This is a genomic window from [Empedobacter] haloabium (assembly GCA_008011715.2).
In the GTDB taxonomy this organism is placed as follows: Bacteria; Pseudomonadota; Gammaproteobacteria; order Burkholderiales; family Burkholderiaceae_D; genus Rugamonas; species Rugamonas haloabia.
Map to the genome: position 1 here is coordinate 6,296,721 of CP136508.1, position 17,230 is coordinate 6,313,950.

Consider the following 17,230-nt stretch of genomic DNA (forward strand, 5'->3'; position numbering starts at 1 on the left):
CGGATCATCAGGCATCCGCCTGGACCAGTTTCGCGTACCAGTCGGCATACGGCGTGTTCTTCACCAGCCGCCGGTTGTAATCCGGCGCGCCATCGCTCCACCATACCGGGCCGCGTTCGCCCAGCCCATGCTTGGCCGCATCGACAGCATCGCGCGCGGCCCGTTCCGCCATGGCGTCGCCGGCTTTCCTGGCGGCGCCGACCTGCCGGCGCGCCGTCATGAGCTGGTCCACAAGGCGTTGGCGCTCCTCAGGCGGCAACGCAGGATTGCTCATGCGCCAAAGGCGGCCGGCGACGACGAAGTAACGGCCGTCCGGCGTGCTGGGGTATTTGTCGGGGGCGGTCATGCAGCCACTATACGCAAAAAGATGCCGTCGTGATAACGTAAGCGTGTTTTCGTCTACTGGAGCGGTATTCATGATCAAGCGCGCTATCCCTGCCATCGCCACCTTGCTGGTGCTGGCCGGCTGCCACCACGGTGCCCTGCAAAACGAGGCCCAGTCCTGCGAACGTCTGGCCGACTGGAGCGACCGCAAGGCCTGCCTGGACAAGGTCAAGACCCAGGAACGCGAGTGGGACAAGCGCAAGGACTGACGCGATGTGAAAAAAGAGCGGCCGGTCGTCGATCCGGGCCGGCGCCGTTCGTCGTGCTGGCAGAGGGGCGTCCTCGTACCTTGATGAAGGAGTCGTCATGAGCAGCAATACCGTCACCTTGCACCGCGTCCTGAAATCCACCCCCGACCGCGTCTACCGCGCCTTCACCACGCCGGCCGCGTGGGCCAAGTGGCTGCCGCCGCATGGCTTCGTCGGCACCGTGCACGAGATGGACGCCCGGGTGGGCGGACGTTATCGCATGTCGTTCACCAACTTCACGACGGGGCACAGCCACAGCTTCGGCGGCGAATACCTGGAGCTGGAGCCGGGCCGGCGCTTGCGCTACACGGCCGAATTCGAGGATCCGAATCTGCCGGGACGGATGCAGACGACCGTCAGCTTGCGCGAGGTGTTCTGCGGGGTCGAGGTGCACATCGTCCAGGAAGGCATCCCGGCCGCGATTCCGGCCGAGGCCTGTTATCTCGGCTGGCAGGAGTCGCTGCAGTTGCTGGCGCAGCTGGTCGAGGCGGCCGTGGAAGGCTAGCGCGGCGCCGGCACGGTCAGCCCGTGATTTCGACCACGCGCCCGTTCAGCGGCTGTACGGGGCGGGCATTCATCGGGTACAGCTTGCGGAACGCGGCCAGCTGGCCTTTGGAGATCTCGACAGGCTGCTGCAGGATCTGCCAGTGCACGCCTTCGCTGCAGGGCGGCGTCGTCAGGGAACCCATGTAGGCATAGTAGGCGTGCCGTGCCGGCAGCAGCGCGCCCAGGTCGAACGCGCCCGCGACGGCGTGCTTGTCGCCGGCGTGCGGCGGCAGGTCGGCGAACAGCGGCTGCAATGCCGGATTTTCCTTGCCTTGCTTGAACAGGACGGCGACAACGGCCAGCTCGCCGGCGTCGTTGCGGTGCACCAGGTGCGCCACCAGCGGATAGTGTTTGCCGTTCACCGTCTCCTCGCTGGGCGTATGGAAGTGGAACTGCACCACGTGGTAGTCGCCGCTGGGCAGGTGCACGGTACCGCCTTCTGGCAGGTTGACCTGCACGGTATGGCCATTGTTGACGATTTCGGCATGGCTGGCCGCATAGTGGAAGTCGATCGGGGCCGCCGCGCCATGCTTGACGGCGTGGAGGTCGACCGGCGACTGTGCCTTGCCCAGCTTGCACGTGGCGAAGTCCGGCTCCAGGTCGCCCCAGTGGGAGGTGCCGGCCTTGCCCCGGTAGTCCCAATGCGGCGCGGGGTGATCGGCAGCCTGGCTGCTTGCCATGGCCGCCAGCGCGGCAGCCGCCAATAGGAATTTCGTTTTCATCGATAACCTTGTCTGAAAGAGGACGCTCGCGTAGTTTCTGGGTGGCGAGAACCTGTTCAGGTTAGCAATAGCGCCGTTCGGATTTCGTTAGCGGACGATGAGGCGAAACTTAAGGCGGCTCAGTGCGTTACCTTCAGCCCCACGATGCCGGCAAATACCAGCCCCATGAACAGCAGCCGCGCCAGCGACAGGTGTTCGGCAAACACCAGCAAGCCGACCAAGGTGACGCCGACGGCGCCGATGCCGGTCCAGACGGCGTACGCCACGCCCAGCGGCAGCGCGCGCAAGGCGCTGGCCAGCAGCCAGATGCTGCCCAGCGCCGTCACGAGGGCAAGCATGCTGGGCAGCAGGCGCGTGCCGCCCTGCGACGCCTTCAAGGCGAAGGCCATGCCCACTTCCAGCGCGCCGGCCGCCAGCACCAGCACCCAGGCAACGAGGCTAGACATGGGCCGGCTCCGCCGTGCGTACCAGGCCGCGTCGTACCGCCGGGCGCGCGCCGACCTTGTCCAGCCATGCCGCCACCGCAGGCCAGGCGCCGATGTCCAGCCCCAGCTCGTCGTGGGTGACGAGCCACGTCCAGCAGGCGATATCGGCCACCGTGTAGGCGTCGCCGGCGACAAACGGCGTGACGGCCAGCCGCCGCTCGATGACGTCGTACAGCCGCCGCGCCTCCTTGGTATAACGCGCCAGCGCCTGCTCGTTCGGCGTCGGCGACGCATGGCGGAACCACCACAGCTGGCCCAGCATCGGACCGATGCTGGCCGCCTGCAGGAACAGCCATTGCAGCACGGTGTCGCGGCCGGCGGTATCGGCCGGGATCAGGCCGTCGTGCCGCGTGGCCAGGTGAAACAGGATGGCGTTCGATTCGAACAGCGTGCTGCCATCGTGATCGTTCACCAGCACCGGAATCTTGCCGTTCGGGTTCAGGCGCAGGAACGCGGGCGTGTGTTGCTCGCCCGCGCCCAGGTCGACGCTCTGCACGCGATATGGCAGTTCCAGCTTTTCCAGGGCGATGGCGATCTTGCGGCCGTTCGGGGTGTCGGCCAGGTAAGCGGTGTACATGATGTGTCCTCCTTGGCTGCCACGGTAGCTTGTGCAAGAATGGTCAACAATTCCATTTATCCGCACATCACACGTGCGTTTTTGCACAAGCATGGACTGGGACGACTACCGCTATTTCGTGGCCGTGGCCGACGCCGGCTCGCTGTCGGCCGCCGCGCGCCGGCTGCAGCAGAGCCACTCGACGATCCTGCGCCGGCTCGACAAGCTGGAAGCCGCGCTGGCCGTGCGCCTGTTCGAGCGCTTCCAGACCGGCTACGTGTTGACGGGCGCCGGCGACGAGCTGCTGGCGCTGCTGGCACCGTTGGCGCAGCAACTGGCGGACGTGGAACGTCAGGTCGGCGGGCGCGACGCGCAACTGGCCGGCACCATCCGCCTCACGACCACGGACACCTTGCTGCAAGCGCTGCTGCTGCCGGCGCTGGCCGACTTTCGCCGCGCCTATCCCGGCATCGCGCTGCAGGTCACCGTCAACAACAGTTTTTTGAACCTGACGCGGCGCGAGGCGGACGTCGCCCTTCGCCCCACCAACACGCCGCCGGACAACCTGGTCGGCCGCAAGCTGGGCCGGGTCCGGACGGCGCCTTACAGCACAGTGCCGCGTGAGCCGGCCGACGACTGGGCTGCCTACGACTGGATCGCGCCGGACGAGGCACTGGCCCACCTGGCACAGGCGCGCTGGCTGCGCGAGCACGTGCCGCCCGAGCGCTGGGTGTTCAGCGCCGACACCCTGGTCGGCATGGCCGCCGCGGTGGAGGCGGGCATCGGTGCCGGCATGCTGCTGTGCCTTCTGGCCGATGCGCGGCCGAACCTGGTCCGCCTGGCGCCGCCTCCGCCTGAGCTGGACACGGACGTGTGGCTGCTGACGCACCCGGACCTGCGCCGTGTCAGCCGCATCCGCGCGCTGACGGAGTTCCTGGCCAACGCACTGGCCGCGCATCCTGCGCTGTCCTGACGGGCAGCATGCTAAGGTGGCCCCATTCCACCAACGAGGAGACATCATGTCGATGATCGGTTTGTACCTGGCCTTGCCCCAGGCCGAACTGGACGCGCTGCGCGCCGAGCCGGAAGAGATCGAGCAATTCCTGGCGGGGCCGCGCGGCGACGACGCCTGCAGCGCCGACAAGAGCTGGCACGGCATCCATTACCTGTTGACCGGATCGACGGTGCCGACCGCCGACGTGCTGTCCAACGTCATCTTCGGCAAGGGGCCGCTGGGTACGCGCGACCTGGGCTACGGTCCGCCGCTGGCCACCGACGCGGCCGACGTGCGCGCCATCGCGGCCGCGCTGGAACAGGTCCCGGATGACGCCTTGCGCGCGCGCTTCGACCCTGCGGCGATGGACGAGGTCTACCCGGGCTTCTGGGACGACGACGACGCGCTGGAGGCCATCATCGACTCGCTCGACGAGCTGCGCGCGTTCTACCGCGACGCCGCCGCGAACGGCGACGCCGTTATTGCCTGGTTCGCGTGAGGCGGGGCCTATGTATGCCAAAACCGTATAGGCTTTGCCGAAAGAGTCATATTTCAGGCTAGACAAGCATCGCTACACTGGCGCGGTTTCCATCTTCAAGCCCGCCATGAAAATCACCAAGCTGACCTTGTACCGCGTGCCGCCACGCTGGATGTTCCTCAAGATCGAGACCGACGAGGGCATCACCGGCTGGGGTGAACCCGTGATCGAAGGGCGCGCCCGCACCGTCGAGGCGGCGGTGCAGGAGCTGTCCGAGTACCTGGTGGGCCAGGACCCGCTGCGCATCAACGACCTGTGGCAGGTGATGTACCGGGGCGGCTTCTATCGCGGCGGTGCCATCCTGATGAGCGCCATCGCCGGCATCGACCAGGCCCTGTGGGACATCAAGGGCAAGGCGCTGGGCGTGCCGGTCTACCAGCTGCTGGGCGGCCTGGTGCGCGACCGGATGAAGATGTACAGCTGGGTCGGCGGCGACCGCCCGGCCGACGTCATCGCCGGCATCCACACGCTGCGCGAGATCGGCATCCACACTTTTAAAATGAACGGCACCGAGGAGCTGGGCATCGTCGATTCGGCCAAGGCCGTCGATGCGGCCGTGGCGCGCGTGGCGCAGATCCGCGACACCTTCGGCTACGACATCGAGTTCGGCCTGGACTTCCACGGCCGCGTGTCGGCGCCGATGGCGAAGGTGCTGCTGCGCGAGCTGGAGCCGTACCGCCCCCTGTTCGTCGAGGAACCGGTGCTGGCCGAGCAGGCCGAGTACTATCCGCGCCTGGCCGCGGGCACCGCGATCCCGCTGGCGGCGGGCGAACGGATGTACTCGCGCTTCGAATTCAAGCACGTGTTCCAGGCCGGCGGCATCGCCATCGTGCAGCCCGACCTGTCGCATGCCGGCGGCATCACGGAGTGCGTCAAGATCGCCGCGATGGCCGAAGCGTACGACGTGGCGCTGGCGCCCCATTGCCCGCTCGGTCCCGTCGCGCTGGCGGCCTGCCTGCAGGTGGATTTCGTGTCGCACAACGCCGTGCTGCAGGAACAGAGCATGGGCATCCACTACAACCGTGGCGCCGAGCTGCTGGATTACGTGATCAACAAGGAAGATTTTCAGATCGTCGACGGCTATTTCGCCCCGCTGCCCAAGCCGGGCCTGGGCGTCATCGTCGACGAGGAACGCGTGATCGCCGCCAGCCAGGGCGTCACGGACTGGCGCAACCCGCTGTGGCGCCACCCGGACGGCAGCGTGGCCGAATGGTGACGCCCGTCCTGATCGGCATCGACTGGGGCAGCACCAGCCTGCGCGCCTTCCTGATCGGCGCCGACGGCAGCGTGCTGCGGGAGCATGCCGCCGCCAAGGGCGCCTCCACCCTGCACGGCCATCCCGCCTTCGTGGCCGCGCTGGACGAGGTCGCGGGCGCCTGGCGCCGCGCCCAGCCACCGCTGCCGCTGCTGGCCTGCGGCATGGTCGGCAGCCAGCACGGCTGGCTGGAGGTGCCGTACGTGCGCGCGCCCGCCGGCGCGACCGAGCTGGCTGGCGGCCTGGCGCAGCCAGGCGACACGGCCCTGCGCATCGTGCCGGGTGTGCTGTGCAACGACGGCCTGCTGCCGCCGGACCTGATGCGCGGCGAGGAAACCCAGATTGTCGGCGCGCTGGCCCAGCATCCGCAATTGGCCGATAGCTGCGTGATCCTGCCCGGCACGCACTCGAAATGGACGCATGTGGCGCAAGGCCGCATCGGCCGCTTCGCGACGCACATGACCGGCGAGTTGTATGCGGTGCTGCGCCAGCATTCGGTGCTGGGCCGCCTGATGCCGCCGGAGGTGACACCTGATATGGATGCCTTCCTTGCCGGCGTGACGGCCGCGCGCGACCACGGCGAACTGGGCCTGCCGCACCAGCTGTTCGCCGTGCGCAGCCTGGGCGTGACGGCGCGGCTGCGTCCTGGCGCGCTGCCGGACTACCTGTCCGGTCTCCTGATCGGCCACGAGCTGCGCGCCGGCCTGGCATGGCGCGCCGGCCACGGCCTGCGCGAACTGCCCCTGGCGCTGGTCGGCGCGGCACCGTTGTGCGAGCGCTACCAGCTGGCGCTGGCCCACTGTGGCCAGGCGGCCGATCTCGTCCTCGACAACACGGCGCCAGCCGGCCTGCTGGCCCTGGCCCGCGCCGCCCGACTCCTCTCGTGACCACCATGCACACCGACCTGACCACCGCCTTCCAGACCGCCTTCGCCAGCCTGCCCCTCGTCGCCATCCTGCGCGGCCTGCGCCCCGACGAGGCGCTGGGCGTCGGTACCGCGCTGTACGACGCCGGCTTCCGGCTGATCGAAGTGCCGATGAACTCTCCCGAGCCGCTCGCGTCGATCGCGCTGCTGGCGCGAAGCCTGCCGCGCGATTGCCTGGTCGGCGCCGGTACCGTGCTGTCGACCGACGTCGTGGCGCAGGTGCAGGGCGCCGGCGGCCAGCTGATCGTGATGCCGCACGCCGACGTGGAAGTGATTCGCGCCGCCAAGGCGGCCGGCATGATCTGCGTGCCGGGCGTGGCCACGCCAACCGAAGCCTTCGCCGCAGCCCGCGCCGGCGCCGACGCACTGAAACTGTTCCCGGCCGAACTGATCACACCCACGATCGTGCGCGCCATGCGCGCGGTGCTGCCGCCCACGCTGCCGCTGCTGCCGGTGGGCGGCATCACCCCGGAAAACATGGACGAATACCGCGCCGCCGGCGTGGCCGGCTTCGGCCTGGGCTCGGCGCTGTTCCGGCCCGGCATGGATGCCGCGACCGTCGCTGCCAACGCGCGCCGCTTCGCCGCCGCCTGGCATTGACAGGAACCCGCCCGACAACAACAGGCCATCGCGCCACCCTCATCGGAGACAACAATATGAAACAGCTCTTTTCCCGCCACGCGGTGGCCGCCGCCTGCGCGCTGGCCTTCGGCAGCGCCTGCGCCGAGACCCTGCTCAGCATCGACGCCCGCGCCCCCACGGCGCAACCGGTCACCGGTCACCTGCGGCTGGGCACCGCCGTGGCGCCATCGGGCCAGCGCCTGGGCGCGAACAACCAGTACCTGACCCTGGACGGCCAGCCGTGGATGCCGGTGATGGGCGAGTTCCACTACAGCCGCAGCCCGGCCGATACGTGGGAAGCGGAGCTGCGCAAGATGAAGACGGCCGGCATCACCGTCGTCGCCAGCTACGTCATGTGGAACCACCACGAGGAGCACGAGGGCAAGTTCATCTGGCAGGACAACCGCGACCTGCGCCGCTTCATCGAGCTGTGCGCCAAGGTAGGCCTGAAGGCCGTGGTGCGCGTGGGCCCGTGGGTGCACGCAGAAGTGCGCTACGGCGGCATCCCCGACTGGGTCGTGACGAGCATGCGCACGCGCGGCGACGATCCGGAATACCTGCGCCACGTGGCGCGCTTCTACGACGAGATCGGCCGCCAGCTGCGCGGCCAGTTGTGGAAGGACGGCGGCCCCGTGATCGGCATCCAGCTGGAGAACGAGTACAACCTGTCCGGCCCGGAGCAGGGCGCGCAGCATATCGCCACCCTGAAGAAGCTGGCCCTGAAGGCCGGCCTGGACGTGCCGTTCTACACCGTCACGGGCTGGGACGGCGCCGTGTATCCGTCCGGCGAAGTGACGCCCGTGTTCGGCGGCTATCCGGACGAGCCGTGGGCCACCAGCACGAGCGAATTGCCGCCCAAGGAGACGTACGCGTTCCGCTTCGACAGCCGCGTCAGCGGCGACCTGGGCGCGCAGACTGCCGCGCAGGCGCCCGGCACGGCCGAAACCGACATCGCCCTGACGCCGTTCCTCGGTGCCGAATACGGTGCCGGCCTGCCGTTCATGTACCGCCGCCGGCCGGTCGTCTCGCCCGACGACATCGCCTCGATGTTGCCCGTGCAGCTGGGTTCGGGCGTCAACCTGATGGGCTACTACATGTTCCACGGCGGCCGCAATCCGGTCGGCGCCAGCACGCTGGAAGAGAGCACGGCCACCGGCGGTTACAACGACACCACCGCCATCAACTACGACTTCCAGGCGCCCTTGGGTCCGGACGGCCAAGAGCGTGCCGTGCTGACAAAACTGCGCCCGTTCCACTACTTCATGCACGATTTCGGCCGCCGCCTGGCGCCGATGACGGTGCGGCGCCCCGAGCTCACGCCGGCCAGTCCGGCCGACCTGAAAACAGCCCGCGTGTCGCTGCGCGCGGCCGGCGACAGCGCCTTCCTGTTCGTGAACAACCACGTGCGCCAGTATCCGATGCCGGCGCAGCAGGACGTGCGCTTTGCGGTGAAGCTGCCCGGCGGCGTGGTCGAGTTCCCGCGCCAGGGCATCGACATCGCCAGCGGCGCCTACTTCATCTGGCCCGTCAATTTCGACCTGGACGGTACCCGGCTGCGCTATGCGACGGCGCAGCCGGTGACGCGCCTGGACCTGGGCGCGGCCGGCGTCACCTATGTGTTCGCGGCCAGCGCCGGCGTGCCGGTCGAGCTGCTGATCGATACGCCGAGCGGCACCGATGTCGAGGCGGCGAACGCGCAGCGCACGCCCGACGGCGTGCTGCTGCAAGGGATCACGGCGGGCACCGGCAAGGCCGTCACCGTGCACCGCCAGGGCGGGCGCGACGTCCACGTGCTGGTGCTGACGCCGGAACAGGCGCAGCAACTGGCCGTGGGCGAGTTCGCCGGCCAGCGCCGCCTGGTACTGAGCGCGCAGCAGGCCTGGTTCGACGACGGCGCGTTGCAGCTGCGCTCCACCGGTTCGAACCGCTTCCGCATGGCCGTGTATCCGGCGCTGGCCAAGGCGCCGGCCGGCGTGCGCGCCGCCGGCAGCGACGGCGTGTTCCAGGCCTTCGAAGCGCAACTGCCCGAGCGCAAGCCGACCGTCAGCGTGACGGCGCTGCGCGCGGCCCAGCCGGCACCCGCCATCCTGCAGGGCGGCTTGGCCAAGGCCGCCCTGCAGCCGATCCCCGAGGCGTGGCGCACGGCCGCCAAATGGCGCATCGACGTGCCGCCGGATGCGCTGGAAGGCCTGGACGACGCCTTGCTGCAGCTGGACTTCACGGGTGACGTCGGCCGCCTGCTGGCCGGCACGCGCATGGTGGACGACTGGTACTACAGCGGCTACCCGTGGCAAATCGGGCTGAAGGGCCTCCTGGCGGCGCAGGGCAAGGCGCCGCTGTCGCTGGCCGTGCTGCCGCTGCGCGCCGACGCGCCCGTGTACATCCCGCGCGAGGGCCGGCCCGATTTCCGCGGCGAGCCGCAAATCGCCCGCGTCGACAAGATCGGCATCGTGCCCGTGTACCGGCTGGCGATCAAGCCGTGATATCCCAATCAGCCCAATAAGAATTCAAACCCGGAGACTGTAATGAGCAACCAAGCAACCCTGTCTGGCCGCCGCCGCGCGATCGCCGCCGCTGCCGCCGCCCTCTGCACCCTGCCCGCCTGGGCGCAAACGGCCGATACCCCCGCCGAACCGCAGCAGGTCGTCGTGACCGGCATGCGCGCCAGCCTGGCCAAGGCGCAGGATTTGAAGCGCAACGCCGACCAGGTGGTAGATTCGATCGTGGCGGACGACATCGGCAAGCTGCCGGACGCGAACGTGGCCGAGGCGCTGCAGCGCATTACCGGCGTGCAGATCTCGCGCAGCCGCGGCGAAGGCGACCGTGTGCAGATCCGCGGCCTGTCGCAGACGCAGACCCTGTTGAACGGCCGTTCCATCTTCACCGCCGGCAAGGAGCGCGGCCTGTCGTTCCAGGACGTGCCGGCCGAGCTGCTGGCCGGCGCCGACGTCTACAAGACCCCGACGGCCGACCAGGTCGAAGGCGGCATCGGCGGCGTGATCGACCTGCGCATGCGCAAGCCGTTCGACTTCGCCGGCCGCAAGGTGGCCGCCACCATCAAGGCGACCGATGCGGACTATGCCGACCAGCGCAACGGCGAAGGCTCGCTCCTCGTCAGCAACCGCTGGAAGACGGGCGCCGGCGACGTCGGTGCGCTGCTCAGCGTGGCGCACCAGAAGCGCAACTACCGCGCCGACGTGCAGGAACTGGGTTCGCCCGCCCAGCTGGCGGACGGCTCCGGCACCTTTGCGCCGATCGGCGCCTGGTATTCGTACGAGCTGGGCGAACGCGAACGCACCGGCGTCAGCGCCACGCTGCAATGGCGCCCTACGCGCCAGCTCGAGTTCTACCTCGACACCAACTACACCAAGCTCGATACCACCACCGACACCTATGGCTTCTACGGCACGCCGTACTGGCCGAACTACAACGCCGCCACCAACGCGGGCGCGATGTGGCCGAAGGGCGCCGTCACGACCGACGCCGACGGCCGCTTCCAGAAGGGCAGCTTTTTTGGCGCCGACCTGACGACGTCCGGCTACATCGGCGACAACAACACCAAGACGCGCCAGCTGGCCCTGGGCGGCAGCTGGAAGGCCGATGGCTGGGTCGTCAAGTCGGAGCTGGGCCACACCAAAAGCGATTTCGCGCGCCAGTACCAGGAAGTGCGGCTGGGCGCCAACTCGACGTCGTTCGCCTATGACTTGACGACCAAGGTGCCGTCGGCGTATCCGGAACTGGCCAACCCCGACGACCTGGTCAATCCATCGAAGTATTGGGCCAGCAAGGCGCTGTACTTCCGCCAGAAGAACGAAGGCAAGGAAACCGTGTGGCGCCTGGACGGCGAGCGCAGCCTGGACAGCAATCTTGTGCCGCGCCTGCGTGCCGGCGTGCGCCTGGCCAACCGCGACGCCAGCAGCAGCGAGATCAACACGATCCACGACATCTGGAACGCGGCCGGCACCGGCGCCGTGGGCGGCGCGCTGCCTGGCCTGGCCAGCCAGATCGGCACCATTCCCTACAACGAACTGCTGCACCGCGAGGGCGGCGGCACCTGGCCGACGCAGTGGCTGTCGATCGCCAACCTCGACTGGCTGCGCGACCCGCAAACCAGCCGCGCCGCGCTGGGCCTGACGGTGCCCGACTTCGATGTCGCGCAAACCTTCGACTTCAGCGAGAAGACCCGCGCCATTTACGGCATGGCCGATTTCGAAAGCGAAGTGCTGGGCAAGGCCGTTTCCGGCAATGTCGGCGTGCGCTATGTCAAAACCCGCACGCAGCGCGGCTATGCGGTGATGGAAAACGGCGCCTACGTCCCGCGCCAAAGCGGCACCAGCGACGACGATGTCCTCCCGAGCCTGAACGTGCGCATGGCGCTGAACGACAAGCTGGTGGCGCGTGTCGCCGCCTCGAAGGTCGTCACCCGGCCGAACTTCGACCAGCTGACGCCGAGCCTGTCGCTGAACGCCAACGACCGCACCGCCTACATGGGCAACCCGGACCTGCGGCCGCTGACCGCCAAGCAGCTCGACACCACGCTGGAGTACTACATCAGCCAGAGCGATTACGTGTTCGGCGCCGCGTTCTACAAGAAAGTGGACGGTTTCATCCAGACCGCGCCCAGCACTTTGCAGTACGCCGGCACCACCTATGACGTGTCGAGGCCGACCAACGGCAAGGACGGCACGATCAAGGGCATCGAACTGGGCTACCAGGGCTTCTTCACCCACCTGCCGGGCGCGCTGCGCGGCCTGGGGCTGCAGGCCAACTTCACCTATGTCGACAGCAAGGCGCCGGGCCCGATCGGCGGCCAGGAGACGTCGCTGGAAGGCCTGTCGCGCACCAGCTACAACATCGTTGCCATGTACGACTACCAGGACTTCGGCGTGCGCCTGGCCTACAACTACCGCGGCCGCTACCTGTCCGGCACCAAGAACTACTACGTCAACAATGGCAACACGCTGGCGCAGACGCCGCTGTATACGGACGGCTACGGCATGGTGGACGGCTACATGAGCTATGCGGTCAACAAGGCCGTCAAGCTGGCGTTCGAGGTCAACAACCTGACCCGCACGTCGCGCCGCAGCAGCTATGGCGCCACCGGCCTGCCGTTCGGCCGCTACGTGGACGACCGCCGCTTCGCCCTCAGCCTGCACGTGGACCTGTGATGGCGCCAACGCTGCCCGAAGGCGAGGCGCTGCGGCTGGCGTTGCCGCACCGGGCGGCGCTGGGCGATGGGCTGCTGTGGCAGCCCGGCGCCGCACGCTGGTGGTGGAGCGACGTGCCCGCCGCCACCTTGTATGCCTGGACGGACGGCGCGCCGGCGGCACATGCCTGCCGCCTGCCCGACCGCGCCGGCAGCCTGGCGTTCTGCCGCTCCGGGCGCATGCTGGTGGGGCTGGCCAAGTGGTTGTGCTACGCGGCGGCGCCCGCCGGTACCTTGCCGGCGCGCCTGCCGCTCAGCCCTGTGGTGGCCGTGGATCCGGCCGAGCCGCGCACCCGCGTGGGCGACGGCCGCACAGACCGCGCCGGCAATTTCGTGTTCGGCACGCGCATGGACGGCGCCGAGCCACGCGCCATCGGCAGTTTTTACCAGTTCTCGCAGCGGCATGGCCTGCGCCGGCTGGCCCTGCCGGCGACCACGCTGGCCGGCAGCATCTGCTTCAGTCCCGATGGCCGCACACTGTACTTCGGCGACGCGCAGGCGCGTGCCATCCTGCAGTGCGATTACGACGCGACCGACGCCCAGGTGGCCGGCGTGCGCCCGTTCGCGCAGCTGCGCGACGATGCCGCGCGGCCGCATGGCGCGGTCGTCGACAGCGAAGGGTGCCTGTGGAACGCGGAGTGGGGCGGCGGCCGGCTGACCCGCTATGACCCGGACGGCATCATCCTGCGCAGCCACCGGCTGCCGGTCGACTATCCGACCCGGCCCGCGTTCGGCGGCGCCGCGCTGGACCACCTGCTGGTCGGCAGCGCCGGACCGCGCGTCGCCGGCAAGCCGACCGCCGCGCAGGCCGGCAGCCTGTTCCGGCTGGCCGTACCCGGCGTGCGCGGCCTCGCCGACACCTTATTCAACGACGACTGACATGCTCAAACCTTTTATGCGCGCGGCCGCGGCCGCGTTTTGCCTTCTCGCGCTGCAGGCCAGCGCCGCCACCCCCTTCCTGGCCGGCGGCGACGTTTCCGTGCTGCCGCTGATGGAGCGCCATGGCGCCCGCTATGTTGACCGCCAGGGCCGGCCGGACGACGCCTTGAAAATCCTGCGCGCCAGCGGTCACAACGTCGTGCGCCTGCGCCTGTACGAAGCGCCCGGGCCGGGCAACGGCAACGAGGGCTACCACTGGCCGGCCGGGTCGATGGACCTGCCCGACCTGCTGGCGCTGGCGAAACGCAGCGCCGCGCTGGGCATGCAGATCCAGCTGACGTTCCACTACAGCGACTTCTGGACCAATTCGAAAACGCAGAACGTGCCGGCGGCATGGCGCGCGCAGTTGGACCAGCTGCCCGACGAGCAGGTCCGTTTCGCGCGCCTGTGCCAGCTGGTGTTCGAGCGCACCCGCGACGTCATGCGCGCGCTGCAGGCGCAGGGCACGGTGCCGCAATTCGTCTCCATCGGCAACGAGATCGAAGGGGGGATGCTGTATCCGTACGGTGCCATGACGGAACGGAACTGGCCGCGCCTGGGCGCGCTGCTGCAGGCCGGTTATGAGGGCGTCAAGGCGGTCGCGCCGGCCTCGAAGGTGATCCTGCACCTGGACGACGCCGGCAACCTGGCAAAGTACCGCAACTACTTCGACCGCCTGCAGGCGCTCGGCGTGCAGTACGACGTGATCGGCGCGTCCTACTACCCGTTCTGGACCAGGAAGACGGTACAGCAGGTGGTGGCGTTCAGCCGCGCCGTCACGGCGCGCTACGACAAGGACCTGTTCATCATGGAAGCGGGTTTCAACTGGACGCCGTTCCTGCCGAACGGCTATCCCGGCCAGTTGAGTGACAACGGCCCGTACCCGGCGGCGATGAGTTCTCCGCAAGGCCAGCGCGCGTTCATGGACGAGCTGCTGGGCAGCCTGCGCAAGACGGAACGCGTGCTGGGCGTGCTGTACTGGGACCCCGTGATGATCGCCACGCCGGGCATCGGCTGGGCCGTGCGCGACGCGGACGGGGTGGCGGGACCGAACGTGGTCGCCAACACGACCCTGTTCGATTTCGACGGCCGCGCCTTGCCGGTGCTGGACGGCTGGAAGGCCCATACGGAGCAGAAGTGAGGGCGGCGCGCAGGTGACGTGCGCGCGGCCCGCCAACAATAACAAGAGGAAGAGCACATGGTCGACAGACTGAAAGACAAGGTAGCCATCGTCACGGGCTCCACGCAAGGCATCGGCAAGGCGGTGGCGCGATTGTTCCTGGCCGAGGGCGCGAAGGTCGTCTTGAACAGCCATCGCGACGATGAGCACGCGGCGGCGGCGCGCGAGCAGCTGGGTGGGCCGAACACGCTGTTCGTGGCGGCCGACATCGCCGACAGGGCGGCGGTGGCGGCGATGACGAAGCGGGTGCTGACGCACTTCGGCCGCATCGACGTCATCGTCAACAACGCCGGCATGAACGTGTTTACCGACCCGCTGCACACCACGGCCGAGGAATGGCAGCGCTGCTTCGCGGTGGACCTGGAAGGCGCCTGGAACGTCATCCGCAGCGCCTTGCCGGCGTTGCTGGAGCAGGGGACGGGCAGCATCGTCAACATCGCCTCGGTGCACGGCCATAAGATCATCCCGGGCTGCTTTCCGTACCCGGTCGCCAAGCATGCGCTGCTGGGCCTGACCAAGTCGCTGGGCATCGAGTACGCCGCGCGCGGCATCCGCGTCAATTCGATCTCGCCGGGCCTGATCATGACGGACAATATCCGCGCCTGGCTCGATGGTTGCCCCGATCCGCAAGCGGAGGAAGCGCGCCAGGCCGCGCTGCTGCCGCCGCGGCGCATCGGCACGCCGGAGGAGGTGGCCTATACGGCGCTGTTCCTGGCCAGCGACGAAGCGCGCTTCATCAACGCGACGGACATCCTGATTGACGGGGGCAGGTCGCAGCTCTATCATGAATGAGCCTTTGCCCTGACAGATCGCATGCCCGACATTCACTCCGACCGCTTCGTACGCTCTCACCTGAAGATGCGCCAGCTGGTCCTGCTGGTGGAGTTGGGCAGGCACGGATCGATCCTCCACGCCGCGCAGGCGGCCAACCTGACGCAGCCCGCCGCCTCGAAACTGCTGGCGGAGCTGGAGTACTCCCTGAATGTGCAGCTGTTCGAACGCCTGCCGCGCGGCGTGCAGCCCACCTGGTATGGCGAGGTGATGATCCGCCGCGCCGGCGCCGCGCTGGCGGAGATGGATGCCGGCTACCAGGAAGTGATGGAACTGCTGGCAGGGATCGCCGGTACGGTGGCCGTGGGCGCCGTGCTGACGCCGTCGGCCAGCCTGCTGCCGGACGCGATCAAGCTGCTGAAAACCCGGCATGAGCGGGTCAAGGTGTCCGTCACCGTCGATACCAGCAAGCTGCTGACGGAAAAGCTGCGCGCCGGCGAGCTCGACCTGGTGATCGGGCGCGTGCTCGACTCCGAGTCGGCCGCCGAGCTGCAGTTCGAACCCGTCACCGACGAGCCGCACAGCCTGATCGCCGGCGCCGGCCACCCGCTGGCCGGCCGCGCCACGCTCGCCCTGGAGGAACTGGCCAATGAACCGTGGATCATGCCGCCGGCCGGCAGCATCCTGCGCGACCGGCTGACGGCGCTGTTCCTGTCGCACGGGCTGGAACCGCCGGCCGAAACGGTGGAGTCGCTGGCGCTGCCCGTCATCGCCAACCTGCTGATCGGCAGCCGCATGATCGTCGCGCTGCCGGAAGAACTGGTGCGGCCCTACCTGGACATGGGCCTGTTGACGATCCTGCCGTACGACCTGGGCCTGCGCATGGACCTGTATGGTATCGTCACACGCAAGCAGCACCGCCTGGCCCCCGGCGCGCAAGCCATGCTGGCGGCCCTGCGCGAGGTGGCGGCGCTGCGCTATCCCCGGTGACTCGCGCCAGGAGACCGCGCTTTGAAGGCCAGCAAACGATTCCGCACCCCCGCCCAACCGAACCTGAAGGATGCCGACGCCGGCGCCGCGCCGCTGTGTGCGGCGGACGATCCGAAACGCGACAAGGCCGAGGCCAAGCGGCTGCACCGGCGGATCGCGGCGCTGCAGGAAATGCTGTACGCGGAACGGGACCGCAAGGTGCTGGTCGTGCTGCAGGGCGTCGACTGCGCCGGCAAGGACGGTACCGTGCACCAGCTGTTCCGCAAGATCAATCCGATGGGGTTGCGCCCGGTACGCTTCGACGCGCCCACGTCGATCGAGACGGCACGTGACTACCTGTGGCGGGTGCACCGGCAGGTGCCGCGCAAGGGTGAGATCGCCGTGTTCAACCGCAGCCACTATGAGGACGTGCTGCATCCCCTGGTGTACGGCCAGCTCGACGGCGAAGCGCTGGCGCAGCGCTATGCCCACATCCGCGACTTCGAGCGGATGCTGGCCGAGACGGGCACCGTGATCCTGAAGATCTTCCTGCACATCTCGAACGAGGAGCAGCGCAAGCGCCTGCAGGCGCGCATCGACGACCCGGACAAGCACTGGAAGTTCGATCCCGAGGATTTGAAACACCGCGAGCGCTGGGACGACTACCGGCACGCCTACGAGCGGGCCATCGCCGAAACGGACGCGCCGCACGCGCCGTGGTACATCGTGCCGGCCGATTCGAAGCCGCACCGCGACCTGGCGGTGGCGACCTTGCTGGTGGAGGCGCTGGAAGCGATGGACTTGAAGTGGCCGGCCGGGGATGCCAAGCTGGCGAAGTTGAAAGTACGCTGACCCCGAAGTTTTCAGGCTTGGGGTCTGTCCCCAACGGGGACTGACCCCGGTTTTTATCAC

At 68.6% G+C, this 17,230-nt stretch carries 18 protein-coding genes; 14 read left to right on the plus strand and 4 right to left on the minus strand.

Annotated elements, in window-relative coordinates; genetic code table 11:
- Positions 1–7 precede the first annotated feature (7 nt).
- A complete protein-coding gene (locus tag E7V67_027470) occupies positions 8–346 on the minus strand; it encodes a hypothetical protein (GenBank protein WUR13379.1) in 339 nt (112 codons plus the stop codon).
- A gap of 70 nt (positions 347–416) precedes the next feature.
- Here E7V67_027470 and E7V67_027475 point away from each other — a divergent pair, with 70 nt between their 5' ends.
- Together E7V67_027475 and E7V67_027480 are read left to right on the plus strand one after the other, a co-directional pair.
- The gene (locus E7V67_027475) at positions 417–593 is read left to right on the plus strand and encodes a hypothetical protein (GenBank protein WUR13380.1); all 177 of its coding nucleotides are present in this window, start codon (positions 417–419) and stop codon (positions 591–593) included.
- Positions 594–690: 97 nt separating this feature from the next.
- The gene (locus E7V67_027480; GenBank protein WUR13381.1) at positions 691–1,137 is read left to right on the plus strand and encodes an SRPBCC family protein; all 447 of its coding nucleotides are present in this window, start codon (positions 691–693) and stop codon (positions 1,135–1,137) included.
- 16 nt (positions 1,138–1,153) lie between these two features.
- Here the strand turns inward: E7V67_027480 and E7V67_027485 are convergent, their stop codons facing one another.
- The 3 genes from E7V67_027485 to E7V67_027495 all read right to left on the minus strand — a co-directional run bounded on the left by E7V67_027485 (position 1,154) and on the right by E7V67_027495 (position 2,962).
- Positions 1,154–1,900 carry a carbonic anhydrase family protein gene (locus E7V67_027485; GenBank protein WUR13382.1) on the minus strand — a complete coding sequence of 249 codons (747 nt, stop codon included), beginning with the start codon at positions 1,898–1,900 and terminating at the stop codon, positions 1,154–1,156.
- Positions 1,901–2,019: 119 nt separating this feature from the next.
- Positions 2,020–2,346, minus strand: a complete 327-nt coding sequence (locus tag E7V67_027490; GenBank protein WUR13383.1) for a multidrug efflux SMR transporter — start codon at positions 2,344–2,346, stop codon at positions 2,020–2,022.
- Positions 2,339–2,962: a glutathione S-transferase N-terminal domain-containing protein gene (locus E7V67_027495; GenBank protein ID WUR13384.1), complete on the minus strand. Its 624-nt coding sequence runs from the start codon at positions 2,960–2,962 to the stop codon at positions 2,339–2,341. Before E7V67_027495 ends, E7V67_027490 begins: the two co-directional genes overlap by 8 nt.
- 91 nt (positions 2,963–3,053) lie before the next feature.
- Here E7V67_027495 and E7V67_027500 point away from each other — a divergent pair, with 91 nt between their 5' ends.
- The 12 genes from E7V67_027500 to E7V67_027555 all read left to right on the plus strand — a co-directional run bounded on the left by E7V67_027500 (position 3,054) and on the right by E7V67_027555 (position 17,170).
- Positions 3,054–3,914 (plus strand): LysR family transcriptional regulator, encoded by an 861-nt coding sequence (locus tag E7V67_027500; GenBank protein ID WUR13385.1) that lies wholly within the window; start codon positions 3,054–3,056, stop codon positions 3,912–3,914.
- Positions 3,915–3,960: 46 nt separating this feature from the next.
- Positions 3,961–4,434, plus strand: coding sequence for a YfbM family protein (locus tag E7V67_027505; GenBank protein ID WUR13386.1), 474 nt, complete (start codon positions 3,961–3,963; stop codon positions 4,432–4,434).
- A gap of 106 nt (positions 4,435–4,540) precedes the next feature.
- A complete protein-coding gene (gene dgoD, locus E7V67_027510; protein ID WUR13387.1) occupies positions 4,541–5,689 on the plus strand; it encodes a galactonate dehydratase in 1,149 nt (382 codons plus the stop codon).
- The gene (locus E7V67_027515; GenBank protein WUR13388.1) at positions 5,683–6,615 is read left to right on the plus strand and encodes a 2-dehydro-3-deoxygalactonokinase; all 933 of its coding nucleotides are present in this window, start codon (positions 5,683–5,685) and stop codon (positions 6,613–6,615) included. The genes dgoD and E7V67_027515 overlap by 7 nt, the downstream gene beginning before the upstream one ends.
- A 5-nt stretch (positions 6,616–6,620) precedes the next feature.
- A complete protein-coding gene (locus tag E7V67_027520; GenBank protein ID WUR13389.1) occupies positions 6,621–7,253 on the plus strand; it encodes a 2-dehydro-3-deoxy-6-phosphogalactonate aldolase in 633 nt (210 codons plus the stop codon).
- A 56-nt stretch (positions 7,254–7,309) separates the two neighbouring features.
- Positions 7,310–9,757 (plus strand): beta-galactosidase, encoded by a 2,448-nt coding sequence (locus tag E7V67_027525; GenBank protein WUR13390.1) that lies wholly within the window; start codon positions 7,310–7,312, stop codon positions 9,755–9,757.
- Between the two features lie 42 nt (positions 9,758–9,799).
- Positions 9,800–12,442 (plus strand): TonB-dependent receptor, encoded by a 2,643-nt coding sequence (locus E7V67_027530; protein WUR13391.1) that lies wholly within the window; start codon positions 9,800–9,802, stop codon positions 12,440–12,442.
- Entirely contained in the window at positions 12,442–13,359 is a 918-nt protein-coding gene (locus E7V67_027535; protein WUR13392.1) for an SMP-30/gluconolactonase/LRE family protein, read from the plus strand. The genes E7V67_027530 and E7V67_027535 overlap by 1 nt, the downstream gene beginning before the upstream one ends.
- Position 13,360: 1 nt before the next feature.
- Positions 13,361–14,539: a glycosyl hydrolase 53 family protein gene (locus E7V67_027540; protein ID WUR13393.1), complete on the plus strand. Its 1,179-nt coding sequence runs from the start codon at positions 13,361–13,363 to the stop codon at positions 14,537–14,539.
- Between the two features lie 57 nt (positions 14,540–14,596).
- On the plus strand, positions 14,597–15,370 hold the full coding sequence (locus E7V67_027545; protein ID WUR13394.1) for an SDR family oxidoreductase: 774 nt from the start codon (positions 14,597–14,599) through the stop codon (positions 15,368–15,370).
- A 21-nt stretch (positions 15,371–15,391) separates the two neighbouring features.
- Positions 15,392–16,339 carry a LysR substrate-binding domain-containing protein gene (locus E7V67_027550; GenBank protein WUR13395.1) on the plus strand — a complete coding sequence of 316 codons (948 nt, stop codon included), beginning with the start codon at positions 15,392–15,394 and terminating at the stop codon, positions 16,337–16,339.
- 21 nt (positions 16,340–16,360) lie between these two features.
- Positions 16,361–17,170 (plus strand): polyphosphate kinase 2 family protein, encoded by an 810-nt coding sequence (locus E7V67_027555; protein ID WUR13396.1) that lies wholly within the window; start codon positions 16,361–16,363, stop codon positions 17,168–17,170.
- The last annotated feature ends 60 nt before the right edge of the window (positions 17,171–17,230 follow it).

Excerpts from the sequence above, each read along its gene's own strand:
- E7V67_027515 (WUR13388.1), top strand. The coding sequence starts at position 5,683 with ATGGTGACGCCCGTCCTGATCGGCATCGACTGGGGCAGCACCAGCCTG.
- E7V67_027485 (WUR13382.1), bottom strand. The coding sequence starts at position 1,900 with ATGAAAACGAAATTCCTATTGGCGGCTGCCGCGCTGGCGGCCATGGCA.
- E7V67_027495 (WUR13384.1), bottom strand. The coding sequence starts at position 2,962 with ATGTACACCGCTTACCTGGCCGACACCCCGAACGGCCGCAAGATCGCC.
- E7V67_027475 (WUR13380.1), top strand. The coding sequence starts at position 417 with ATGATCAAGCGCGCTATCCCTGCCATCGCCACCTTGCTGGTGCTGGCC.
- dgoD (WUR13387.1), top strand. The coding sequence starts at position 4,541 with ATGAAAATCACCAAGCTGACCTTGTACCGCGTGCCGCCACGCTGGATG.
- E7V67_027490 (WUR13383.1), bottom strand. The coding sequence starts at position 2,346 with ATGTCTAGCCTCGTTGCCTGGGTGCTGGTGCTGGCGGCCGGCGCGCTG.
- E7V67_027525 (WUR13390.1), top strand. The coding sequence starts at position 7,310 with ATGAAACAGCTCTTTTCCCGCCACGCGGTGGCCGCCGCCTGCGCGCTG.
- E7V67_027505 (WUR13386.1), top strand. The coding sequence starts at position 3,961 with ATGTCGATGATCGGTTTGTACCTGGCCTTGCCCCAGGCCGAACTGGAC.
- E7V67_027480 (WUR13381.1), top strand. The coding sequence starts at position 691 with ATGAGCAGCAATACCGTCACCTTGCACCGCGTCCTGAAATCCACCCCC.
- E7V67_027500 (WUR13385.1), top strand. The coding sequence starts at position 3,054 with ATGGACTGGGACGACTACCGCTATTTCGTGGCCGTGGCCGACGCCGGC.
- E7V67_027540 (WUR13393.1), top strand. The coding sequence starts at position 13,361 with ATGCTCAAACCTTTTATGCGCGCGGCCGCGGCCGCGTTTTGCCTTCTC.
- E7V67_027520 (WUR13389.1), top strand. The coding sequence starts at position 6,621 with ATGCACACCGACCTGACCACCGCCTTCCAGACCGCCTTCGCCAGCCTG.
- E7V67_027545 (WUR13394.1), top strand. The coding sequence starts at position 14,597 with ATGGTCGACAGACTGAAAGACAAGGTAGCCATCGTCACGGGCTCCACG.
- E7V67_027535 (WUR13392.1), top strand. The coding sequence starts at position 12,442 with ATGGCGCCAACGCTGCCCGAAGGCGAGGCGCTGCGGCTGGCGTTGCCG.
- E7V67_027470 (WUR13379.1), bottom strand. The coding sequence starts at position 346 with ATGACCGCCCCCGACAAATACCCCAGCACGCCGGACGGCCGTTACTTC.
- E7V67_027550 (WUR13395.1), top strand. The coding sequence starts at position 15,392 with ATGCCCGACATTCACTCCGACCGCTTCGTACGCTCTCACCTGAAGATG.
- E7V67_027530 (WUR13391.1), top strand. The coding sequence starts at position 9,800 with ATGAGCAACCAAGCAACCCTGTCTGGCCGCCGCCGCGCGATCGCCGCC.